This window comes from Kitasatospora sp. NPDC001261 (assembly GCF_042896795.1).
Lineage (GTDB): Bacteria > Actinomycetota > Actinomycetes > Streptomycetales > Streptomycetaceae > Kitasatospora.
This window is the reverse complement of sequence record NZ_JBIAXP010000022.1, coordinates 1-20,851: the sequence shown is the minus strand read 5'-3', so window position 1 is coordinate 20,851 and position 20,851 is coordinate 1. Positions and strand designations below refer to the sequence as shown.

At 71.1% G+C, this 20,851-nt stretch carries 30 protein-coding genes and 1 pseudogene; 19 read left to right on the top strand and 12 right to left on the bottom strand.

All coding sequences use genetic code 11. The features are described 5' to 3' along the window. Window positions 1–9: 9 nt before the first annotated feature. From ACFY4B_RS27735 to ACFY4B_RS27725, 3 genes are all read left to right on the top strand, one after another. Window positions 10–612 carry a TetR/AcrR family transcriptional regulator gene (locus ACFY4B_RS27735; protein WP_387972383.1) on the top strand — a complete coding sequence of 201 codons (603 nt, stop codon included), beginning with the start codon at window positions 10–12 and terminating at the stop codon, window positions 610–612. Window positions 613–695: 83 nt separating this feature from the next. Beyond that, window positions 696–1,238, top strand: a complete 543-nt coding sequence (locus ACFY4B_RS27730; RefSeq protein ID WP_387972380.1) for a GNAT family N-acetyltransferase — start codon at window positions 696–698, stop codon at window positions 1,236–1,238. A 142-nt stretch (window positions 1,239–1,380) separates the two neighbouring features. Beyond that, window positions 1,381–1,815, top strand: coding sequence for an ester cyclase (locus ACFY4B_RS27725; protein ID WP_117486781.1), 435 nt, complete (start codon window positions 1,381–1,383; stop codon window positions 1,813–1,815). A 211-nt stretch (window positions 1,816–2,026) separates the two neighbouring features. Here the strand turns inward: ACFY4B_RS27725 and ACFY4B_RS27720 are convergent, their stop codons facing one another. After that, window positions 2,027–2,878: an NAD(P)H-binding protein gene (locus tag ACFY4B_RS27720; protein ID WP_387972377.1), complete on the bottom strand. Its 852-nt coding sequence runs from the start codon at window positions 2,876–2,878 to the stop codon at window positions 2,027–2,029. A gap of 118 nt (window positions 2,879–2,996) precedes the next feature. Beyond that, a complete protein-coding gene (locus ACFY4B_RS27715) occupies window positions 2,997–3,878 on the bottom strand; it encodes an SDR family oxidoreductase (RefSeq protein ID WP_387972374.1) in 882 nt (293 codons plus the stop codon). Between the two features lie 86 nt (window positions 3,879–3,964). Here ACFY4B_RS27715 and ACFY4B_RS27710 point away from each other — a divergent pair, with 86 nt between their 5' ends. Continuing rightward, a complete protein-coding gene (locus ACFY4B_RS27710; protein ID WP_387972371.1) occupies window positions 3,965–4,588 on the top strand; it encodes a TetR/AcrR family transcriptional regulator in 624 nt (207 codons plus the stop codon). A gap of 135 nt (window positions 4,589–4,723) precedes the next feature. Here ACFY4B_RS27710 and ACFY4B_RS27705 read toward each other — a convergent pair whose 3' ends face one another. Then, the gene (locus tag ACFY4B_RS27705) at window positions 4,724–5,029 is read right to left on the bottom strand and encodes a hypothetical protein (RefSeq protein ID WP_049649920.1); all 306 of its coding nucleotides are present in this window, start codon (window positions 5,027–5,029) and stop codon (window positions 4,724–4,726) included. A gap of 187 nt (window positions 5,030–5,216) precedes the next feature. Here ACFY4B_RS27705 and ACFY4B_RS27700 point away from each other — a divergent pair, with 187 nt between their 5' ends. From ACFY4B_RS27700 to ACFY4B_RS27685, 4 genes are all read left to right on the top strand, one after another. After that, window positions 5,217–5,537, top strand: a complete 321-nt coding sequence (locus tag ACFY4B_RS27700; RefSeq protein ID WP_387972368.1) for a hypothetical protein — start codon at window positions 5,217–5,219, stop codon at window positions 5,535–5,537. A 98-nt stretch (window positions 5,538–5,635) separates the two neighbouring features. Then, on the top strand, window positions 5,636–6,142 hold the full coding sequence (locus ACFY4B_RS27695; protein ID WP_387972365.1) for a nucleotidyltransferase domain-containing protein: 507 nt from the start codon (window positions 5,636–5,638) through the stop codon (window positions 6,140–6,142). 70 nt (window positions 6,143–6,212) lie between these two features. Beyond that, on the top strand, window positions 6,213–6,443 hold the full coding sequence (locus ACFY4B_RS27690; RefSeq protein ID WP_387972362.1) for a hypothetical protein: 231 nt from the start codon (window positions 6,213–6,215) through the stop codon (window positions 6,441–6,443). Next, entirely contained in the window at window positions 6,440–6,889 is a 450-nt protein-coding gene (locus ACFY4B_RS27685) for a hypothetical protein (protein ID WP_387972360.1), read from the top strand. Before ACFY4B_RS27690 ends, ACFY4B_RS27685 begins: the two co-directional genes overlap by 4 nt. Before the next feature lie 351 nt (window positions 6,890–7,240). Here ACFY4B_RS27685 and ACFY4B_RS27680 read toward each other — a convergent pair whose 3' ends face one another. Next, entirely contained in the window at window positions 7,241–7,855 is a 615-nt protein-coding gene (locus tag ACFY4B_RS27680) for a hypothetical protein (protein ID WP_387972358.1), read from the bottom strand. A gap of 384 nt (window positions 7,856–8,239) precedes the next feature. Here ACFY4B_RS27680 and ACFY4B_RS27675 point away from each other — a divergent pair, with 384 nt between their 5' ends. Further along, window positions 8,240–10,576: a protein kinase gene (locus ACFY4B_RS27675; RefSeq protein WP_387972355.1), complete on the top strand. Its 2,337-nt coding sequence runs from the start codon at window positions 8,240–8,242 to the stop codon at window positions 10,574–10,576. Window positions 10,577–10,772: 196 nt separating this feature from the next. Here the strand turns inward: ACFY4B_RS27675 and ACFY4B_RS27670 are convergent, their stop codons facing one another. Next, the gene (locus tag ACFY4B_RS27670) at window positions 10,773–11,420 is read right to left on the bottom strand and encodes an NADPH-dependent F420 reductase (RefSeq protein ID WP_387972579.1); all 648 of its coding nucleotides are present in this window, start codon (window positions 11,418–11,420) and stop codon (window positions 10,773–10,775) included. A 77-nt stretch (window positions 11,421–11,497) separates the two neighbouring features. On the opposite strand from ACFY4B_RS27670, the gene ACFY4B_RS27665 reads away from it, so the two are divergent. The 3 genes from ACFY4B_RS27665 (at window position 11,498) to ACFY4B_RS27655 (ending at window position 12,841) form a co-directional block, all read left to right on the top strand. Next, the gene (locus ACFY4B_RS27665) at window positions 11,498–11,869 is read left to right on the top strand and encodes a winged helix-turn-helix transcriptional regulator (protein ID WP_387972353.1); all 372 of its coding nucleotides are present in this window, start codon (window positions 11,498–11,500) and stop codon (window positions 11,867–11,869) included. Between the two features lie 153 nt (window positions 11,870–12,022). Further along, a complete protein-coding gene (locus ACFY4B_RS27660) occupies window positions 12,023–12,433 on the top strand; it encodes a VOC family protein (protein WP_387972350.1) in 411 nt (136 codons plus the stop codon). A gap of 150 nt (window positions 12,434–12,583) precedes the next feature. Further along, window positions 12,584–12,841 (top strand): hypothetical protein, encoded by a 258-nt coding sequence (locus tag ACFY4B_RS27655; RefSeq protein ID WP_387972347.1) that lies wholly within the window; start codon window positions 12,584–12,586, stop codon window positions 12,839–12,841. A 15-nt stretch (window positions 12,842–12,856) separates the two neighbouring features. Here ACFY4B_RS27655 and ACFY4B_RS27650 read toward each other — a convergent pair whose 3' ends face one another. The 3 genes from ACFY4B_RS27650 to ACFY4B_RS27640 all read right to left on the bottom strand — a co-directional run bounded on the left by ACFY4B_RS27650 (window position 12,857) and on the right by ACFY4B_RS27640 (window position 14,159). Continuing rightward, entirely contained in the window at window positions 12,857–13,081 is a 225-nt protein-coding gene (locus ACFY4B_RS27650) for a transposase (protein WP_387972577.1), read from the bottom strand. Window positions 13,082–13,158: 77 nt separating this feature from the next. Next, on the bottom strand, window positions 13,159–13,710 hold the full coding sequence (locus tag ACFY4B_RS27645) for a hypothetical protein (RefSeq protein WP_375873522.1): 552 nt from the start codon (window positions 13,708–13,710) through the stop codon (window positions 13,159–13,161). A 14-nt stretch (window positions 13,711–13,724) separates the two neighbouring features. Beyond that, a complete protein-coding gene (locus tag ACFY4B_RS27640) occupies window positions 13,725–14,159 on the bottom strand; it encodes an ATP-binding protein (protein ID WP_387972343.1) in 435 nt (144 codons plus the stop codon). A gap of 161 nt (window positions 14,160–14,320) precedes the next feature. On the opposite strand from ACFY4B_RS27640, the pseudogene ACFY4B_RS27635 reads away from it, so the two are divergent. The 4 genes and pseudogenes from ACFY4B_RS27635 to ACFY4B_RS27620 form a co-directional block, all read left to right on the top strand. After that, window positions 14,321–15,070: pseudogene (locus tag ACFY4B_RS27635) on the top strand (helix-turn-helix domain-containing protein); the annotation flags it as partial. 64 nt (window positions 15,071–15,134) lie between these two features. Further along, window positions 15,135–15,368: a DUF397 domain-containing protein gene (locus tag ACFY4B_RS27630; protein WP_117486768.1), complete on the top strand. Its 234-nt coding sequence runs from the start codon at window positions 15,135–15,137 to the stop codon at window positions 15,366–15,368. A 20-nt stretch (window positions 15,369–15,388) separates the two neighbouring features. After that, on the top strand, window positions 15,389–15,580 hold the full coding sequence (locus ACFY4B_RS27625; protein WP_387972339.1) for a DUF397 domain-containing protein: 192 nt from the start codon (window positions 15,389–15,391) through the stop codon (window positions 15,578–15,580). Beyond that, on the top strand, window positions 15,577–15,768 hold the full coding sequence (locus tag ACFY4B_RS27620; RefSeq protein ID WP_117486767.1) for a DUF397 domain-containing protein: 192 nt from the start codon (window positions 15,577–15,579) through the stop codon (window positions 15,766–15,768). The genes ACFY4B_RS27625 and ACFY4B_RS27620 overlap by 4 nt, the downstream gene beginning before the upstream one ends. 138 nt (window positions 15,769–15,906) lie before the next feature. Here ACFY4B_RS27620 and ACFY4B_RS27615 read toward each other — a convergent pair whose 3' ends face one another. The 4 genes from ACFY4B_RS27615 to ACFY4B_RS27600 all read right to left on the bottom strand — a co-directional run bounded on the left by ACFY4B_RS27615 (window position 15,907) and on the right by ACFY4B_RS27600 (window position 18,451). Further along, the gene (locus ACFY4B_RS27615) at window positions 15,907–16,659 is read right to left on the bottom strand and encodes a phosphotransferase family protein (RefSeq protein WP_387972336.1); all 753 of its coding nucleotides are present in this window, start codon (window positions 16,657–16,659) and stop codon (window positions 15,907–15,909) included. A gap of 143 nt (window positions 16,660–16,802) precedes the next feature. Continuing rightward, on the bottom strand, window positions 16,803–16,976 hold the full coding sequence (locus ACFY4B_RS27610; protein WP_387972333.1) for a hypothetical protein: 174 nt from the start codon (window positions 16,974–16,976) through the stop codon (window positions 16,803–16,805). Between the two features lie 269 nt (window positions 16,977–17,245). Further along, window positions 17,246–17,650: a hypothetical protein gene (locus ACFY4B_RS27605; protein WP_387972330.1), complete on the bottom strand. Its 405-nt coding sequence runs from the start codon at window positions 17,648–17,650 to the stop codon at window positions 17,246–17,248. Window positions 17,651–17,857: 207 nt separating this feature from the next. Further along, window positions 17,858–18,451 carry a DinB family protein gene (locus ACFY4B_RS27600; RefSeq protein WP_117486763.1) on the bottom strand — a complete coding sequence of 198 codons (594 nt, stop codon included), beginning with the start codon at window positions 18,449–18,451 and terminating at the stop codon, window positions 17,858–17,860. A gap of 126 nt (window positions 18,452–18,577) precedes the next feature. Between ACFY4B_RS27600 and ACFY4B_RS27595 the strand changes: the two genes are divergently transcribed. From ACFY4B_RS27595 to ACFY4B_RS27585, 3 genes are all read left to right on the top strand, one after another. Next, a complete protein-coding gene (locus ACFY4B_RS27595; RefSeq protein ID WP_387972327.1) occupies window positions 18,578–18,757 on the top strand; it encodes a hypothetical protein in 180 nt (59 codons plus the stop codon). A 249-nt stretch (window positions 18,758–19,006) separates the two neighbouring features. Then, window positions 19,007–19,651 (top strand): dihydrofolate reductase family protein, encoded by a 645-nt coding sequence (locus ACFY4B_RS27590; RefSeq protein WP_387972324.1) that lies wholly within the window; start codon window positions 19,007–19,009, stop codon window positions 19,649–19,651. Between the two features lie 6 nt (window positions 19,652–19,657). Beyond that, complete coding sequence (locus ACFY4B_RS27585; RefSeq protein ID WP_387972322.1) at window positions 19,658–20,500, top strand: alpha/beta fold hydrolase; 843 nt, start codon at window positions 19,658–19,660, stop codon at window positions 20,498–20,500. Window positions 20,501–20,851 lie beyond the last annotated feature (351 nt).

Genomic DNA, 20,851 nt, shown 5'->3' with positions numbered 1-20,851 from the left:
GCTGTTCAGGTGATCGAGCCGACGGGGCTGCGCGCCCGCAAGAAGGCGCGGACCCGTGACGCCATCGCCGAAGCGGCGGTCTCACTGTTCCTGGCGCACGGATTCGACCAGGTCTCGGTCAGCGACATCGCCGCCGTGGCCGAGGTCTCCAAGCCGACCCTCTTCCGGTACTTCCCCACCAAGGAGGACCTGGTCCTTCAGCGGTTCGCGGACCACCAGGGCGAGGCCGCGCGCGTCGTGCGCGACCGCCCGTCCGACGTCTCGCCGATGGCGGCACTGCACGCGCACTTCCTGGACGGCCTCGATCGGTTCGAACCCGTCACCGGCCTCAACGACCATCCCGCGGTGGTGGATTTCCACCGTCTGGTGTTCACCACGCCGAGCCTGGCGGGACGGCTCCTGCAGTACATGCTCGCGGACGAGCAGGCGCTGGCCGAGGCCCTCGACCCGGGTCCGGACGTCCAGGCACGGCTGAGGGCGGCCCAGGTGATCGCGGTCCAGCGGGTGCTCGCCCGCGCCAACTGGCAGAAGATCGCCGACGGGCGGAGCGCCCGCGACGTGCGGCCCGAGGCCGTCGCCGAGGCCGACCAGGCCTTCGCCTGCCTGCGGTAGCGGCCCGGATGCGGCCTTCGTACAAGTTCCCTCGGTGCCCGGCGACGCTGGCGGAGAGCCCCTCGGCGATCCAGAATGATCGGATGATCAGGCTTGAGACTTCCCGTTTGATCCTGCGTCGCTGGCGCGAGGAGGACGTCGCGCCCATGGCCGCCGTCAACGCCGACCCCGAGGTCATGCGGTGGATCCGTGACGGCAGTGTCCGTGACGAGCAGCAGACCCGCGACGGGATCCGGGCGTGGGAGGGGGAGTGGGAGGCACGGGGCTTCGGCCTGTTCGCCGTGGAGATCCGCTCCACCGGCGAACTGGCCGGGTTCACCGGCCTTTCGGTGCCCTCCTACCTGCCGGAGGTGCTGCCGGCGGTCGAGGTCGGCTGGCGGCTGGGACGTGCCCACTGGGGGCGGGGCCTGGCCACCGAAGCGGCCGCGGCCGCCGTACGGTTCGGCGTCGAGGAGCGGGGGCTGGAGCGGATCGTCAGCATCGCCCAGGTGGGCAACGACGCCTCCGAGCGGATCATGACCAAGCTGGGGATGCGGCTGGAGCGCGAGACCGTCAATCCCACCGGCGGCCGGCGAGTCCGGGTCTTCGCGCTGTCGGCGGACCGGTACGTCCCAACTGCCCGTTGACGGCGGGCCCGCACGGCTGCTTTCCGGGTGAACGTCCACGGCGGCCGCGCGTGCCGAGGACGTGGCGCGGGGAGCGGGCGGGCGACGATGCGGGCGTCGTGCGCCGCTCCGGCGGCGCGACCGTACGCAGGGAGAGGTGCCCATGTCCATCGAAGAGAACAAGAGGCTGGTCCGCCGGTTCTACCAGGAGGTGGACGCCGGCAACCTGGATGCCATGGACGACCTTGTCGCCGAGGACTACCAGGACCACTCGCCGCCGCCGTTCCCGGGGCTCGCCGCCGGCCGGGAGGGCTTGAAGCAGGCGTTCCGGCTGTTCTGGGAGGCCACGCCCGGAGTCCACGAGATCGAGGACCAGATCGCGGAGGGCGACAAGGTGGTGACCCGGCTGACGGGCCGTGGGATGTGCGTGGGGGACCTCCCGGGCATCCCGGCGACCGGCCGGCCGATCACGATGACGGCGACGGTGATCCACCGCATCGAGAACGGGAAGCTCGCCGAGAAGTGGTCGGACAAGGACGTCCTCGGCTTCCTCCAGCAACTGGACGTGATCCCGCCGCTCGGCGGGCCCCCGGAGTAGCCCGGTGCGCCCTCGGAACGGTTCGGGCGGTGTTCCTGGAGGCGAAGCCGGCGGCGGCGTCCACCATCTGTCGGCGGCTCGCGCAGACGCGCACACACGAGGGTGGCTTTCGCGGACGGGACGCCGCCCGCGAAGACCCACCCTCGGCAGTGCGCGCCGTGCAGGTCAGGTGATCAATGACCCGACACTTCGCCCGGTCGGTACGACGGGCTCAGCGGAAGTCGTCGGCGTGGTCGACGGCCCACTGGGCGTAGGCGTGTGCCGGGGCGCCGGTGATCTTTTCGGCGATGACGGAGGTCACGGCCGCGACACCGTCGGCGGCGGCCCACTGGCCGACGATCGCCTCGGCCACGACCGGGTGCATGGTCCTGGCGACGTCCGCGCGGGCCTGCTCGTGGGAGACGTGCTCGACCCGGATGGGACGGCCGATGGCCTCGCCGATGTGCTCGACCTGGCGTCGCAGGGTCAGGGACTCGGCCCCGTGGACGGTGTAGGCCTGGTGCGAGTGGCCCGGTTCGGTGAGGGCGGTCACCGCCAGCGCCGCGATGTCCTTCTCGTGCACCGGCGCCGACTGCGCGAGCGGATAGGGGAGGCGGACGACGTTGCCGGTGCGGATCGATTCGGCCCACCAGGTACGGGTGTTGGTTGCGAACGTCCCCGGCCGGAGGAACGTCCAGTCCAGGCCGGACCGTTGGACGGCCTGCTCGATCGTGCGGTTCAGGCGGGCGACGGGGTGGTCGGCGGCGGGGTCGAGGACGACCGCCACCGACGAGAGCAGGACCACCTGCCGGATCCCGGCCGCCGCGGCCGCCGCGGTGACCTTCTCGATGTCGTAGGGCTTCTGGGGGTCGAGCATTCCGTACAGGAACACCTTGTCGGCACCGTCGAGCGCCGCGGGCAGCGTCTCGGGACGGTCCAGGTCGGCGACGACCGCTTCGTACCCGGGGGTCGAGCCCGTGGCCGGGGTCCTGCTGACCGCTCTGACCTGCTCGCCGGCGGCCAGCAGCCCGTCGGCGACATGACGACCGACGTTGCCGCGGGCGCCGAAGACGACTGCCACCATGATGGAACCTCCTGCTTGGTGTGGACCTTGCTGTGGACGTGAAGTGCCGTACGGGAGCGGGTTGTTGCGGGCTGCGCCGCTGCGGGTCCGCCCCCGATCGCGGATCGCCGGTTGCCGGTCAGGGCCGGATGTTCTCCAGGTCCGCCAGCAGGCCGGGGTGCCGCGGCTCCCAGCCGAGCGCCTGCCGGGTGCGGGCGCTGGACGCGGGTTGGTCGGCCCGGAAGATCGGGCCGAGCGGGCCGTAGGTCTCCTCCGGCACCGACTGGACCGGCAGGCCCAGCCGTCGGCCGATGACGGCCGCGATGTCCCGCACCTCGTCTCCTTCGTCGGCCACGGCGTGCCAGGCGGTACCGGGCTCCGCCCGCTCCAGGGCGAGCCGGAAGAGGGCGGCCGCGTCGAGCGCGTGGACGGCGGGCCAGCGCTGGGTGCCGTCGCCGGGGTAGCCGGAGACGCCGCTGCGGCGCGCGATGTCGGTCAGCAGGCCGGCGAACCCGCCCGTGCCCTCGTTGTGGACCGTGCGCGGCAGACGGACGGAGGTGCTCCGGACTCCGCGCGAGGCCAGGCCGAGGATCGCCGTGACCGTGCGACCGCGGCCGCCGACCGGCCCGTCGGTCGGCACCGGGTCGGCCTCGGTGGAGGCGCGGCCCGGCACGTGGGGCGTACCCGAGACGGTGACCAGGGGGCGGTCGCTGCCGAGGAGCTCCTCGCCGAGGGCGGTGAGGGCGGCGGTCTCCTCGGCGACGTTCCGGGCGAGGGCCTCGGGGCTGCTGAAGTCGTTGCCGAAGGCCAGGTGGATCACCCCGTCGGCCTGGGCGGCGCCGGAGCGCAGCACGTCCAGGTCGGCGAGGCCTCCCCTCAGGGGCTCGGCGCCGGCCGCCTCGGCGGCCCGGGCGGAGGCGTCGGAGCGGGCGAGCGCGAGGACGGTGTGGCCGTTGCCGAGGAGTTCGGCGACGACGGCGGAGCCGATCAGACCGGTGCCGCCGGTGACGAAGACGCGCATGGGAATCCTCCCGGAAGTGATGGGACTCTTGTCCCATCACCGTAGCAGGATGATGGGACAAGAGTCCCATCGCATATGCTGATCCCATGAGTCGATGGGAACCAGGTGCGCGTGAACGCCTCGTCGTGGCCGCGGTCGACCTGTTCACGGAGCAGGGGTACGACGCCACGACGGTCGCGCAGATCGCCGAGCGCGCCGGGGTCACCAAGAGCACCTTCTTCCGGCACTTCCCCGACAAGCGCGAGCTGCTGGTCGCCGGGCAGGAGACGCTGAGCCGGCTGCTGACCGAGGGCATCGCCGAAGCGCCCGGTGACGCCAGCCCGCTGGAGGCCGTCGCCGCCGGTCTCGAGCGCGCCTCGACCGCGATGGGCCAGGCCACCCGCGAACTCGCCCCCCGCCTGAAGGCAGCCATCGCGGCCAGCGCCGAGCTCCAGGAACGCGACACCCTCAAGACCGTCAGCCTCGCGGCCGCGATGACCGCCGCGCTGGTCGCCCGCGGCGTACCCGATCCGATCGCGGCCCTCGCGGGTGAGCTGGGCGTCCTTGCCTTCAAGCGGGGGTACGCCGAATGGGCCGAGGGCGACCGGGGAGACCGGGGCGCCGAGGGTGAGCGTGGCGCCGAGGACGACGGTGGCGCAGAGCAGGAGCTCGCCGGGTACGTTCTGGCGGCCCTGGACGAACTGCGCGCGGCGAGCGCATCGCTGGGCTGACCGGAAGACCATCGTCCAGCGTCGGCGCGGCGGATGAGAAGCAGGCCTGACGGCTGCGGATTCGCGGTCGGGGCGTCCGCGAAGCTCACCCTCAGCGCCTCACGCCATGCGGTTGATCAATGACCCGACGCCTCCTCAGGCCGCGATGTCCTGGCCGATCGCCCGCAGGACGTCGGCGAGCCACACCAGGTGGTACCCCACCGCACGATCCGGCTCGGCGAGGAGGCCGGTCAGGTGCTGCCAGGACTCGGAGAGCTGACCGATCGTGAGCTCGTCCGGGGCCCGGTAGACGTCGTAGAGGCCGTCCGGAGGGACGGACCAGAAGTAGTCCTTGTCCAGGGCGAGGCTGTCGCCTGGTGTGGCGGCCTCGATGTGGCGCAGTACCAGGTCGAACGATCGGCGCAGGTCGGCAAGGGGGATGGACAGGGGTTCGTCGGCCATGGCGATCAGTATCGGGCCTGTGCGACGGCGCTCGCTCCGAGTTTTGCGGCCGCCCGGTCCGCGGATCACCACGCGGCTGCGTGAGAAGTCGGCGGAGCCGACTTCCCGTGCGCGGGGGTGGTTGGGAGCTTGGGCTGAGCACGTCGGCCGCCCGCACGGTGTGCTCGGCGCCGTGAAAGGCTGGGGCATGCCCTATCACCTGCGGTTCTTCTTCGAGTACGGCGTCGACACCCCGTTGTGGCCGGGCCCTCACAGCGCTCCCGACCTCGACAGCCCCTACGAATACCCCTGTGTCCTGGAGAAGCTGCCCATCACCCCGGCCACCCGGAACGAACTCGCCAGACTCGCCGACCTGTACCAGTCCTCCCTCGACTGGGACCACCCGGCCGGCCCCTCGCCCTGGACCCGGGACCAGCAGGAATCGTTCCGAAGCGAGGCCGACGTGGCGCTGGAGGCGCTGCGCCGCGAGCTGGGCGACGACTGGACGGTCGAGGACCGCAGGCACTGAACCCGCGCTCGCGGGCCGGGCCGTAGTCGGTGGCGAACTGCGCCGGACCGGCGGGTATCTCGGTGGCGACAGCTCGTCCGCACTGCCAGAGTGCCCTGGTGCTGAAGGAATCCGATGTACTCGAAGTGCTGGACCTGCTCAAGAGCGCAGGGGCCGCAGCCTGGGTGGACGGCGGCTGGGGTGTGGACGCCCTGATCGGGGAGACGACCCGAATCCATGCGGACCTCGACCTGGTCGTCCTGCTGGACCAGCTCGACGTGGTGCGAGACGCGCTGGCCGAGGCCGGGTTCACGGAGGTCCTGCGGGACTGGCTGCCCGCCGCGCTTGCCGTCGCGGACGGTGCCGGCCGGGAGATCGACCTGCACCCCGTCCTCGGCTCCTCCCGCGAGGGCGGGGTGCAGCTTCTCCCGGGCGGTGAACGGTTCCACTACCCGCCGCCGGTGACCGGTTGCATCGGCGGGCGCCGGGTCCCGTGTGTCGACGCGGCGACGCAGGTGCTGTGTCACCTCGGCTATGAAGCCACGGACAAGGACCGACAGGACATGGCACGGCTGCACGCCGGCACAGGAGTCGAGCTTCCCCTGGACTACATGCCTGCGCCCTGAAAGGGTCGGAACAACGACCCCGAGGTGCTGCCCCTGTTTCTACCTGCACGGCCTGTCGTCCGGGGGCTTCGTGCCCGCCCTGGAGCAGCTCCTCGGCGGCACCGCCGGCCTGTCGCCGGCCACCATGACCTGGCTGACCAAACAGTGGAGCGACGACCACGCCGACCTCCGGACCCGGGACCTGGCCGACCGGGACTACGTCTCCGTGTGGGCCGACGGCGTACACCCGGTGCCGCTGGTCCGTGCCGGCGCGCACTTCGAGAACGGCGTCCTGGTCGAGCGGCCCGAGGTGGCAGCATGAACGACATGTTCGAGGCACTTGAAGCGCTGACCGATCGCGATCCGGGCCGTCGGGACGTCGCCGCCGACGTCCTCGGCGACCTCCTGCGCGACGCCGCACTCGACGCGGACTCCGCCCGCCTGGTCGTCGAACATCTGGTCAGCGTGGCCGTCAACGAACCGGTGACCAAGGTGTGCGAGTCCGCCCTGAACTCGATCAGCGAGGCGTTCGACCACTACCGCGTGCCTCCGGCTCTCGTCGAACCGCTGGCGGCAGCCATGCCGACGATGGAACGCCAACTCCTCGTCCACACGCTCTACATCCTCGGCGCCACCCACGCCCTGCAGGCCCGGCCGCTGATCGAACCCTATCTCCCTCACCCCGACCCAGAGGTGCGCGAGGAGGCTCGGCTCGCAGCAGCCGAGATCACCGCTGTCGAGTCGGAGGGCCTCACCCGCAACTCCTGACTGTTGCTCCCGCAGAGGGGAGCCGGGCCTAGTCAGCTCGCAGGGCTTCTACGCCAACAGGCTGTTCAGGAGTCCCTATTGGCGCAGTCGGTCGCCGGCGTGGTCGCCGCCTGGCGCGCGACTTCGGGCGCCGCACCAGCAGTGCCGAGGAGGATGGTCCACCGGGCGATGGCGGTGCTCATGACCCGGTGGGTGGCTCCGGCGGACCTGGGCCGGTGGTCGGAAGGGCAAGGGGTGGAGCTGAGCGGCTGATTCGGGGCTGCGCAGGAAGTCGGCGGGTCCGACTTCCTGCGCGGGGTGGGTGGTTGGGGGTCTGGCCGTAGCGGCAGGGGGCCGGCCGTGTCCGCGGATTCACTGCGGTAGGTGCTTCGACCAGTCTCCTCCGGGGCGGTAGGCGCGGCCGTCGCCGAGCTGCCTCGTCCCGCCGGGGACGACGTCGTCGTGGTACGGGTACTGTTCCGTCACCGCCGCGAGCAGGAACTCCAGGAAGCCGCCCTCGAACAGGTCCCACTCCCGCATCGAGTGGAACTTGGCGGCGACCGGCCAGCGGTCCGGGTCCGGGCCCCGCATCAGCCAGAAGAAGTGGTCCGAGTTGGAGTTGTTGGCCCACTTCAGCAGCCCTCCCTCGGCGGGGAACAGCGGGTACGGGCACTCGTCGTGGTCCCCGTCCCGGTAGGCCTCGGCCAGCCAGGCGCAGTATCCGTAGGGATCGGTCGTGTCGTACAGGAATCCCTCGAAACCGAGCGGCTGACTGACCTGGGAACTGGGCGCCGCCGATGGTGTGTAGATGTGCAGTTCGTCGCTGATGCTGACCATCCCGTAGCGGTCGACGAACGCCCGGTAGTCCGCGGGCAGCTGGAAACCGAGCACCTCGGGCCCGAGCTCCCACGGGACCGGGACGACTCCGCCCGCGGGCGGCGGCCCGATGACCGCGCCGAGCCGGTCCAGTGTCTCCTCGATGTCCACGTCCACTCCCGTCAGGCGTTCGTTCCCGCCGGAGGCTATCCGCTGCCGGTGACACCGGAGGCGGGCGGCCCCACTTCCCTGCCCAGCCGACCAGCGGGCCGTCAAGGCGAGCCGCCGGTCCGTGGGGTTCGTCTCGGGGGCGAGTCCTGGAGTGGCCGACCGGGCGGTCCGGCGCGAACCGGTGTGAACCGGCGCGGTCCGGCGCGAAACGGCGCGGGCGTCGGGGCCGGGCGCCGGACGGTTACGGTTCGGGGCCCGAACCGGCGCACGTCCTCGCTATGCTCTGTACTCGACCTGACGTTCCGTCACCATCCAACTGCGTAAGGGTTTCGCATGGACTCGAGTTCCGCACCGAACAGGCTCGTCGGCGGACGGTTCAGGCTGGTGAGAGCTCTGGCGGCCGGGGGCATGGGCCAGGTCTGGGAGGCCAGGGACGAACTGCTGGACATCGAGGTCGCGGTGAAGGAGGTCCGTTGGGAGGAGGAGGACCTCTCCGAGGACGAGCACGAGCAGGCCATCGCCCGGGCCATGGCGGAAGCCCGCCACGCGGCCGCGCTCCGCGACCACCCCAACATCGTCACGGTGCACGACGTGGTGGTGGAGGACGGCGGCCCGTGGATGGTGATGCGGCTGGTCCGCGGCCGTTCGCTGGCACAGGTGCTCCGGGCCGACGGGCCGTTGGGGCCGGAGCGGGCCGCCGAGGTGGCCGTCGGGGTGCTGCGGGCGCTGGCCGCTGCGCACCGGGTGGGCATCCTCCACCGCGACGTGAAGCCGTCGAACATCATGCTGGCCGACGACGGCGGGGTGCTGCTGGCCGACTTCGGCATCGCCAAGAACCACGCGGGCACCGTGCTGACCACCACCGGGTCCCTGGTCGGGACGCTGGACTACATCGCCCCGGAGCGGCTGGCCCACGAGCCGGACACCCCGGCCGTCGACCTGTTCAGCCTCGGCGCGACGCTGTACGAGGCCGTCGAGGGGGTGTCGCCGTTCCGGCGGGAGACGACCGCGATGACGATCGCCGCCGTCGCGCTCGCCCTCGTCCCGCCGCCTCAACGGGCGGGCAGGCTGACGCCGTTGATCACCGCGCTGCTCTCCCGGGACCCGGCCGGTCGGCCCGACGCGGCGGCGGGGCTGGCCATGCTCGACGGCCCCGGACCGGCGGTCGGGGGCGCCGGTCCGCAGCACGACCCCGTAGCGGCGGAACCGACCGGCGGACCGGCGGTCGCTGCCACGCCCACCGAGCCCGACCTCCCGGTCTCTCCTCCGGTCACCCCTCCCGCGTCGGCGACGCCGACGCCGACATCGACGGCAGCACCGACGCCGACACCGACACCGACGGCGACAGCCACACCGACCGTGCCCCGCCCCGGACGGCTGCGGGAGCCCCGGACCCGGATCGCGCTGGCCACCGCGGTCGCCGTCGTCTGCGCGTCGGTCCTGTCCTGGGCCCTGCTCCGGAGCGATGACGACGCCGCCCGCGGCGCCGGCGCCGCGGCTTCCTCGCCCGCCCGGGACACCGGGGCCCCCTCGGCCTCTTCCGCCCCCTTGCCCCCCGCGACATCCTCGGCCTCCTCACCCGCCCAGGACGCCGCCATGACGGCCACGGCGACGCCCGGGAACGCGGCCGGTCCGGCGGTGTCCGACGACCAGCACCTCCGTGTCTTCACGGCGTACAAGGACCAGCAGCTCCTGGAGAGCTACGTGGACCTCGGCAACGAGGCGGCGAAGCTCCGGCAGAGCCCGAACCCGGGCCAGGTCAGGGTGGTGGACTACGCACTCAGGTCCGAAGACTCCAACATCCCCCAGGTGCTGGCCGGCACCCGCCCGGTGGCGGTGCTCGACAAGGGCATCGTCCGGGTGTTTGTCGTGAACTCCGTGAACAAGCACCTGGTGGAGGCCCGGTTGGAACCCAACAAGGACTGGCAGGCCACCGACCTCGGTGATCAGGAGGTCCGGAGCACTCCGACCGCGGCGGTACTGGACGGGAAGGTCAACGTGTTCACCGTCGGCGTGGACAACCACCTGCGGCGGTCCTACCTGGACGACTCGGGCTGGGGCAGGCAGGACCTGCACGACGACCTCGGGCTCCTGGGCGCGGGGCAGCTGCCCGCCGCGCCGGTCGCCGCCGGCACCGCGCCGGTGGCGGTGGTGGAGGGGGATTTGGTCAGGGTGTACACGATCACGAAGGACCAGCAGCTCCAGGAGTCGTCGCTGAGGATCGGCGAGAAGTGGAACATCTTCACCATGACCGGCGTGCCGGCGTCCGTCATGACGCCGAGCGCGGTGGTGCACGACGGGGTGACGAGCGTCTTCACCGTCAACAGCGGCGACGGCCATCTCTCGGAGGCCCGGCTGACGCCTCCGGGGACGTCGGCGGGCGGCACGCAGGATGCAGGGTGGCGACTCCACGACCTGACCAAGGACTTCCGGGTGCCGGTGCCACGCTCCGCCCCGGCGGCCCTGGTGCACGGCGGGACCACCAGCCTCTTCCTGGTCGACGGGAACGGCCTGCTGACCGAGACGAAGGCGGCGGGCGACGGGTGGACGCCACAGGCCTCCCTGGCGAACGCCGGTGTTCAGCAGGTGGCCGACGGCTTCGAGCCGGCGGTGGTGGATCACGGCGGCGTCACCCGTGTCTACACGGCCCGCCGGAGCGACGGGGAGCTCCAGGAGACCGCGTTGCGGAACGGCACGTGGAGCACCGAGGTCGTGGAGTGAGCGGGGCGGCCCGGACGGAGCCGGCCGTCCGGGCCGCCGGTCTTCCGCCACGTCCATGGACGCAGCGATCGCCCCTGCGACCAGCACGTGCTGTACGGGAGGGGTCGGCAGAGCGGGTCCCCGCACCAGGCGGCTGAGTGAGAAGTCGGCGGGTCCGACTTCCTGTGCGGGGCGGGTGGTTGGGAGCCCTCGCAGATCAGGAGGGATCGACGCCCGCGTACTCCAGCGGCGGCGCGATCGCCTGGGCGTCCGCGCCTTCGCCCACCCACAGGCCGATCAGGAACGCCGCCGTCGCCTCCAGGAGGCCCGCCCGGTCGAGCCCGCCGCCGTTGAGCGGTACGCAGCCGAGGTCGCGAACGAGGTGTCCGACGGTGTCGAGGGCCGGCGCGTCGTCGCCGCAGAGCGGCACCGCGAGGGGGCGTCCGCCGAAGACGGTCGGGGTCCTGCGCCACACGCTCTCGTGGCAGAGGTTGAACGCCTTGACCACGGACGCGCCAGGCGCCGCGGCCGCGATGCGCTCGGCGGCCGACGGCCCGCCATGGGTCTCCAGGACGAAACCCGGGGCGATCGGGTTGGTGCAGTCGACCAGCGTCCTTCCCCGCGCGGCGTCGGCCAGGCCGGAGACCACGCCGATCGCCGCCGCGTACGGCACGGCCAGCAGCACCGCGTCCAGGCCGTGTTCGACCGCGTCCCGCGGAGTCCCCGCCCGTCCGCCGATCTGGTCGGCGAGGGCGGCGGCGCGGCCCGTGTCCCGTCCACCCACCAGCACGTCGTGCCCGGCCCCCGCCCACCGGGTACCCAGCACCCGCGCCATTGCGCCGGTACCGATGATTCCGATCCTCATCATGACCAACCTCCTTGTGACGACCTGCCAGTCGGAACAGGGAGACAGTAGGAAAGTCCTGGGGCACCATCTGGTAAGTGATCCCTGACCACGGCTTCCTCGCCGACTGCCGAGCCCGGCTCGCCTTCGACCTGCTCGCCAACACCTGGAACGCCGTCCTGGTGTGGGCGCTGCGCGACGGGCCCTCGCGGCCCGGCGAACTGCGCGAGCGGATCGGCGGGATCAGCCCCAAAGTCCTCACGGAGACGCTGCGCCGGCTCCAGTCCGACGGGTTGGTGGAACGCCGCGCGTACGCCGGGTCGCCGCCGCGCGTGGAGTACACCCTCACCGGGTTGGGGCGGACACTCCTGGAACCGATCGAGGCGTTCGGCGCCTGGGCCTTCGAACACGGCGAGGACGTGATGGCGGCCCGGGACCGGGCGGAGGCAACCGGGCACGCTCGCGACTGACGCCGATCACGACGTCACAACCGGAGCGCTGAGCGGCTCCGCCGAAGCCCGCTGCCGATCCGAACCTGCGGTACGAACCCGGCCGCCCCTGGTGAACGGGGTCTGGGGGCGCCCGTCTCGAAGTCGGGTGTGAGCTTGTGGCAAGATCGCGGGATGCTGCGACTCACCGATTTCATCATCGACTGCCCGGACACGATGAAGCTGGCGGCTTTCTACTCCGAGGTGACGGGCCGTCCGATCAAGGAAGGCAGCTCGGCGGACTGGGCCGGCATCCAGTTCGGCGAGATCGAGCTGGCATTCATCCGGGTGGACGACTACCGCGCTCCGCAGTGGCCCGACAGCGAGCACCCCAAGCAGTTCCACCTCGACTTCGAAGTGGACGAGATCGAGCCCGAGCAGCGCCGCGTCCTCGACCTCGGCGCGACGCTGAGGCAGGACTTCATCGGCCCCAACGGCTACGGCTGGCAGGTCTACACCGACCCGATCGGCCACCCCTTCTGCCTGTGCCGCAACAAGGGCGTCATCTGGACCGACCAGGGCCCGGTCTGGCCCGAGCGCGGCTGACGCGGCCTTGGTGAAGTCGGCTGCTGATCCTTTGACATGACGACGATCCTGCGGCACCCCCGACCTGGGTTCATGTGGGATTGGTGGGCAGTGGACGCCCACGGTTTCCTCGTGCAGTTCAGTTGCGGGCCCGCACCTGAGCATCTACTGGTGCATGTAGACCGTGTCGACGCTGCGGCTGCATGGGCCGAGGAGAACCGTCCCGCATGGTTCAGCCTCGCCCCCTCATCGCTTCACGCCTTCAGCTGCGACGGCGAGCTACCGGTCTACACCCGCGACAGCGTCCCGGACTCCCCGCTGCGACTGTCCGACGCCCCGGCAGCCGTCGCGGAGGTCGCGGCCCTGGTTGAACTGCACAGAGCAGTGGGAGACGCCTGGACGGTCTACCTCGACGAGGGATGGGTCTAGGCGGCCCGGCTGGAGTCACCTGGCCGACCGGATGACGATGGAGCAGGGCGGTGAAGACCCTCTCCCATGTGCCGTCGGCGGCCCACTTCCGCAGCGGTTGTGGGCGCCCTTCCACGAGCCGAAGCGCTCAGGCAGATCCATCCACGGCACCCCGGTGCGGTACTTGAAGGCGATCGCGCCGATCACCTGCCGGTGATCACGCCACTGCCCTCCCCGCCGAGGTGTCGGATCCGGCGGCAACGGCTCGATCCTTGCCCACTGGGTGTCAGTCAATGACGCACACCTCAACCAGCGATCGGATGATCCGAAGGAACGGCCTAGGTTCGGGCGGCTCGGGCGCGGCAGTGGGCGAGGGCGTACTTGATGCGGGTCTCGGAGTGGTGGGTGGTGGTGAGGAGTTCGCCGGCCGTGACGAGGGTGGCCCAGTACAGGGCGGGGTCGCCGGTACGGGGCATGGGGCGGGCGGCGGTGAGGGAGAGGTACGCGGTGGTCAGGTTGCCGGTGGTGAACCAGCGCTGGAGACCGTGCTGGTGGCCGGGGCGGATGCCGCCCATGGCATCGACGGCGGTGATGAAGAGGTCGACGACGGCGAGTTCGGTGTCGGTGAGCGACTTGGGGATGTCGAAGACGCCGAGGGCTTCGAGGAGTTCGCCGGTGTCGGTCTCGGAGTCGGGGCGGGGGTCGGCGAGGAGGGCGTCGTAGCAGTCGTTGAGGCGGCGGGTGGTCTCGGCGAGGGGGATCGACAGGGCGAGGCAGACGGCGCGGGCGGAGGGGAGGGGCTTGCGGGTGCGGCGGGCGAGGAGGGCGTAGGTGTCGGCGGGGGTCCGGCCGCGGGAGAGGGCGTGGCGGGCCAGGGTCGTGAGGTGCATGGGGGTTCGGGCTTTCAGGCGGTGGCGAGGGCGGAGACGGGGGCCGGGGCGATGAGCACCCAGACGAACTTGCCGATGTCGTCGGGTCGGGAGGTGCAGCCCCAGCGTTCGGCGAGTTCGTCGACGAGGAACAGGCCGCGCCCGTGCTCGTCGGAGGGGGTGGGGGCGTGGAGGGACGGGCGGCCGCTGCCGGCGTCGTGGACTTCCAGCCGGAGGCGGGAGTTGACGAGGGTGAAGCGGATCTCGATGTGGCGGTCGTCGGGGGCGTCGGAGTGCTGGACGGCGTTGGCGAAGAGCTCACCGAGGAGGAGCTCGGCGGTGTCGGCGTAGCGGTCGCCGGAGGGCAGGCCCGCGAGATAGGCCCGGAGCAAGTACCTCGCCAGGGGCGTGGATTCGATGCAGGAGTCGAGACGCGCGACGAAGGCACGGGGCCGGCGGGACATGAGCATGGGGGAGCACCTCATGGGGGCGGAGGGGGCGTGAAGGGGGGCGTGCGATGTAACGCTACGCATGCAATAGATTGCGTTCTGGCATCAATGATGGGGGTGCCGGAGTTACGGTTGCGACCAAAACACTGTGTGGAGATCTGAAACACCTGAGGGGGAAACACATGGCACATCGGCGCCTTGGGCTCGAGCCGACGGCGAACCCGGCGGAGATGTTCGGCGAAGCGCTCCGCTTCGCGCGTGAGCGAGCCGGCTACACCCAGGGGCAGTTGGGCAAGCTGCTGCACCTCGACCGTACGGTGATCACCCGGTTCGAGGGTGGTAGAAGGCCGATGGATCGGGAGACCGTCGAGAAGGCTGACGGGATCCTGGCCATGGGGGGCTTGCTGGTCCGGCTCTGGGAGCGGGTGGACTGGCAGGCGGACATCGAAACCCCGGACTGGTTCGAGAAGTTCATGGAACTGGAGGACGAGGCGCTGGCGATTCGGGTGCTTCAGTTCAACCGGATCAATGGCCTCTTGCAGTGCGAAGAGTACGTTCGCGCGATGATCAACACCGGAAATGCGCGCAACAACCCGAAGCGGTACGCCGAGCTGGTCGAGACCCGATTGAAGCGGCAGGGTCGTTTCTTGGTTACTGAGGGACCGACGCTCATGGTGGTGCTCGATGAGAGTGCCATCCGTACTGTCATCGGCGGCCCGGGCGTGATGCGACGGCAGATGGAACACCTGCTCGCGGTGACCGAGCGCTCGAACATCGTTGTCGAGGTGATGCCGTTCGGCAGCCCGCCGGCGACAACGCCAGCGACGTCCATGGTGCTCATGCTGATGCCGGACGGGAAGGAGTGGGTGTACTCGGAGAGCCTGTATCGCGGGCACTTCAGCGACGCGCCGTCGGTTGTCGAGGAGTCCAGGCGAGACTTCGACATGGTGCGTACCGGTGTACTCTCGCCAGGGGATACCCGAGCCCTGATCGTCGATGCGATGGAGGAGTACCGCTTTGCTGAACGTCGATCTCAAGAGGGCGGCCTGGCGCAAGAGCAGCTACAGCGGGGGCGACGGGGCCGAGTGCATCGAAGTGGCCCCTGGCTTCCTGTCCGGCGTCGTCCCGGTGCGTGACTCCAAGGACTCTCATGGCCCGGCCCTCGTTTTCCGGGCTGCCGCTTGGGAAGCCTTCGTGGTGGCTGTCCGTTCGGGCGAGTTTCCGGCGTAGACCTCTTCAGGGAGCTGGCTGTGTTGATCTGGCGCAAGAGCAGCTACAGCGGGGACGACGGGGCCGAGTGCATCGAGGTGGCCCTTGGCTTCCTGTCCGGCGCCGTCCCGGTGCGTGACTCCAAGGACCCGCACGGCCCGGCCCTCGTCTTCCCGTCCGCCGCCTGGGACTCCTTCATCGCCGCGATTCAGGAGGGTGAGTTCCCTGCATGAGTCTGGTCTGGCGCAAGAGCAGCTACAGCGGGGGCAACGGCGGCGACTGCATCGAGGTGGCCCCCGGATTCCCCGGCCTCGTCCCCGTGCGTGACTCCAAGGACCCCCTTGGCCCGGCGCTCGTCTTCCCGTCCGCCGCCTGGAAGTCGTTCATCGCCGTGATCCGGTCCGGGGACTTCCCTGCGTGAGCCCGCTGCGGCGCCTCCGGGGGCTGTCGGGGTCGGGGCCCTGCCCGTTGTCACACCGCTGGTGTCAACCACCAGATGACAAATGGGAGTTAGTGAAAGCTTCCAATGAGGTCGCGGAGGTTGCCATCCCGTGCTGCCTCACATCCGGGCTTTCAGCGCGTCGACCTCGCAGCCCAGCGCGAAGGGGTCGAAGCCGTGCTCGATCAGCCAGCGGACCGCCAGCAGGCTCCGCAGCGACCACCACGCGTGGATCACGTCGAGGTCGACGTCGACATCGGTGCCGTAGCCGGCGATGACGTCGGCGAGGTGCTCCTCGTGGCCGAGCGTGAAGGTGGCGAGGTCGTACAGGGCGTCGCCCTGCCCGGCCTCGGACCAGTCGATGATGCCCGTGACCTCGTCGCCGTCGACGAAGACGTGCGCGATCTGCAGGTCGCCGTGGGTGAACGCCGGGGTCCACGGCCGGAAGGCGGCCTCGGCGACCCGGCGGTTGCGGGTGACCAGGTCGACGGGCAGGATGCCGTTCGTCACCAACACTCCGCACTCCTCGTCGAGTTCAGCCTCCAGCGCGGCGACGCTCCGGCCCGCCCGGCCGGGCCGGAGCGGCAGCGGCGCGTCGTGCAGCTTCCGGATGGCGGCGCCCGCCGCCGCCCACGCGGCCGGTGACCCGGTCGCCGGCCCGCCGAGGCGCCCGAGCGTCGTCCCGGGGACCGCGGCGAGCGCGAGTACGGGCGGCTTGCGCCACAGCACCTCGGGCGTCGGGACCGGCGCGAGGGACATCGCCTCGACCTCGCGGTCGATGCGCGCCTGATCGGCGTCCACCTTCAGGAACACGTCGCCGACGCGCAGGGTCGCGCGTTCGGAATGGGCGACGACGACTTCGACCTCATCCATGGGCGACCAGTATTCCGGGGATCACCGCCGCCGTCGCCGGATTTACCGCGTGTGATCCGCCAACACCCGCCCTGTTGGCCCAGTGTGACGCGCTGTCCGGAAGCTGCTCCGGACAGCGCATGCGGGCCGGGCCTCGATCCCTATCAGCCCGTCGCGAGCGCGAACACGATCAACGCCAGGAACAGCGCCGGCAGTGCCGCGATGCCCAGAAACACGTAAGCGGCCCGCTTGGCGGAAGGCGTGCCGTGCTCCCTCAGAGCGGCGAAGCAGACCAGCGCCACCGCGACCACCGGCACCGACCAGAACACGACGAACATCCCATCCGGCATCTCCACCCCTTGCCGCGCCGTTGCAGGGCGATCGTAGTGCGATCCTGCCGGGGTGGCATCCGGTGCCGGAGCCCGTCCGGGCCATCATGACGCGAGTACCCTCGCCATGGACCAGTCACGCTACGGCGCCCGGCAGGTCCTGGGTGATCGATTCCAAGGGGTTCGGAGGCCTCTATGGCCTGTGTGAGCCCCCGACGAGCCGGGACGGCCGGTCGATCTTCGGATCGACCGGCCGTTTCGTTCTCCGTGGACGCCGGTCAGGTGGCGACGACGGTGGCCGCGGCCCCGCCGCGGTCGAGCTCGGCGTCGTAGATGTGCACGACCACGTTCACCGAGGACCTGATCCAGGTGTCACCGGGCGAGGTGACGCCCACCGGGATGGTCACGGTCTCCCCGCCGGTGCAGGGGAGCTGGACCGAGCCGACGCCCGACACGGCGGATTGCGTGGCCTGGACGGTGATCTTGACCCAGTCGAATATCGGGAGGCACCGGTAGGTGACGGAGACGTTCAGCGTCCGCCCGGCATCCGCGACGGTGGCGCCGTTGACGCCTATGGAGAGTCCTCCGGCGCTCGCGGGCGCGGCTGCGAGGACCGTGCTCGCCATGGCAAGGGCGGGGACGGCCAGGAAGCGGGCGAACCTGGTACGGGTAGGTGCGCTCATGACAACCTTCTCTCCGGCAGTGGCAACGGACGGGATGGGGGTGATCCAGGGGAGCTTCCGAGCCCACCATGCTGCGGTTCGCCACTGACCTGGGAGCCAGAAGAGTTGTGGATGTCCGGAATGACACCGCGATGTGGCGTGGAGCCGCCCACAAGCTCAGGATGACTCGATGAACGTCCGTTGCTCGTCGGCGAGTTGATCACGGCATCAGACGGCCTGAGCCTCGATCGGTGCGGCCGACCTGGCGGCCTGCTCGATCTTCGCGAAGTAGGCCGCACGGGCTTGCCCGTCGATCTGCTTCGCGTGTTCGGGGCGCATGCCGGTCCGGCCGTCGAGGCTCTCGCGGAGGATGTCGGCGTGCCCGGCATGGCGGTTGGACTCGCCGAGGACATGGACCATGACGGCGAACAGGTTCGTGCCGGCATGAGGCTCCGGCCACCACGGCACGTGGCCCGGTGCGTCGAGGGGGAGTTCGTTGATCGTCGCGTCCGAGAGTTCCCATGTGCGCTGGTAGAACCCGGTGATCTGATCGAGGGTCTCGTCCTCGGTCGCCCACAGATCGCCGCCGTCGGAGTCCTGCCACCGGGGCAGCGGTTCCGGGGAAGGGCGGTCGAAGACCTCGCCGAAGTACCTGGCCTCGACGGTGGCCACGTGTTTGACCAGGCCGAGGAGGTTGGTCCCGGACGCTGTCAGAGGTCGGCGGGCGTCGTATTCGGACAGGCCGTCGAGTTTCCAGAGCAGTGCCTCGCGGTCCCGCCGCAGTCGCCCGTGCAGGTTGTCCTTCGCGAATTCATCGATCATGCGCCATGAGGCTGCCATGGACTGCTCGTGGCCTCAAGATCCCGTACGCCCGGCAGCGCCGTGGCCTGGCCCTGGCCGCGGCCCTGACCTGCTGCAAGAAGCCGGCGAGACGTGCCACCTGAGACAATGTCCGTACATGCGGGACGGTCGCCGAACAGGCGGCGCGGAACGGCCGAGCTCGTCACCGTCATCGGCAAGCTCTCGGTCGACGACTCGGTCATCAACTACAGCGACACCTTCGTACTGGCGTACGTCGGAAAGGGTCTCGCCATCACCCAGCACATCTTCCGCACCGTCACGGCCTGAGACGACGCGCGGCGGACGACGAGCCGGCGGGGCCCGGCCCGCCCCGGCTACCCCCCGCTGACGTACACCGTCAGCGGGAGCGACCTGCTGCCGCCCGTCTGACCCTGAGGGGAGCATCGGGGGCGAGTCGGTCGGCGAGTCGTCGGCGGGGGCGGAAACCGGGTGTCGGCGTGGCGATGAGTTTTCCGGCCCCGGAAGGTCTACATCTCGACCGGGACGACCACCTCACCCCCCACCGGGAGCACAGACATGGGCCTCATCCAGATCGAACTGTTCGCGACCCTCGACCTCGTCGGGCAGGCGCCCGGCGGACCTGACGAGGACCCGGAGGGGTTCCCGTACGGCGGCTGGCAGGCACCCCTGCTGAACGAGGTCACCGGCGCGCAGATCCTCGCCGCGTACGAGGGCACGGACGCCCTCCTGCTCGGCCGGCGGACGTACGACCTCTTCGCCTCGTACTGGCCGCAGCAGAAGGAGGGCGAGATCGCCGAACTCTTCAACCGCGTCCCGAAGTACGTGGCCTCCCGGGGCACCCCCGACCTCCCGTGGGCCGGATCCACGCTGCTCGGCCCGGACCTGGCCGGCGCGGTGCGCGCAGTCCGCGACCGGCACCGGAACGTGAAGGTCGTCGGGAGCCTGAACCTGGTGCAGACCCTCCTGCGCGAGAAGCTCTTCGACCGGCTCGACCTGTGGGTGCACCCCATCGTGCTCGGCGTCGGGAAGAAGGTCTTCGACGACGGCGCGGTGCCCACCAACCTCACGCTCCTCGAACCGCCGGTGGCGGGTGCGCAGGGCACCGTCTACCTGCGCTACGGGCTCGCGGACGGCACGCCGAGGACCGGCGACATGAGCCTGCCCGACCGGGGCCTCGGGCACGACGACGACGCTCGGTGACCCGGGATGGCCACCGTCTCCGTCAACGGGACCGCCCTGGGCGTCGAGTCGTTCGGTGACGTCGACGCGCCGCTCGTCCTGCTCGCGGGCGGGCCGACGATGCTCTCCTGGCCCGACGCGCTCTGCGAACGCCTCGCCGCCGGCGGGCGCCGCGCCGTGCGCTACGACCTGCGCGACAGCGGGGAGTCGACGACGACGGACCCGCGGGCACCCGGCTACACCCTGCGCGACCTCGCCGCCGACGCGGCGGCCCTCGCCCACGCCCTCGGCGGGGCGCCCGCGCACCTCGCCGGGACCGGCGTCAGCGGGATGGTCGCCCAGGTCGCCGCGCTCGACCACCCGGGCGCGTTCTCCGCGCTCACCCTGGTCAACACCCGCGCCGTCGCCCCCGGCCCGCCCGACGACGACCTCCCCGACCACGACCGGGCGACGATGAGCCGCCTGTTCGCCCGCCCGGCGCCCGACTGGAGCGACCGCGCGGCGGTCGCGGAGTTCGCCGCCACCGGCGCGGAGATCCTCGGCGACGACCCGATCACGGCCCGCGCCGTCGCCGCGCGTATCTGGGACCGCACGCCCGGCACCGCGCCCCCGGTCCAGACGGCCAACCACCTGGGCACCGTGTTCGCCGGGCTGGACTGCACACCCCGCTGGCGAGAGCGCCTGCCCGGGATCGGGGTACCCACCCTCGTCGTCCACGGCCGCCGCAACCGGTTCTTCCCCGTCGGCAACGGCGAGGCGATCGCGCGCGCCGTCCCCGGGGCGCGACTGCTCGTCCTCGACGGGGGTGCCACCGCGATCCCCGACGCGGCGGTCGGCGCGGTCGCCGAGGCGATGCTCGCGCTCGGATAGCGGGTAGCGGGTAGCGGACGGCGGTTGGTGGGCGGTGCCCCCGCGGAGCGGCTGCGCCAGGCGCGGGAGGGGACCGGCGGGCCGATCGGCCGAGGCGGGCCGGAGGATCCGTACGGGCGCGCGTGGACGGCGGGCGCCGGAGCGATCATCCCGGGCGGAAGGGCGGGATGACGGCCCGTCGGGGGTGCTAGAACCGTCGACGGCTGTGAACGCCCACCGGCGAACGCCGCCCCCCGTACCGTGCAACTCCTCGACGAGGGAGATTCCCAATGATGTTGTCAAGCCAGGGCGGTGACGCCTCGTGACTGCCTTACTGCGCTGGGGCGGCGTTCTTGGGCGCAACTGCATCGA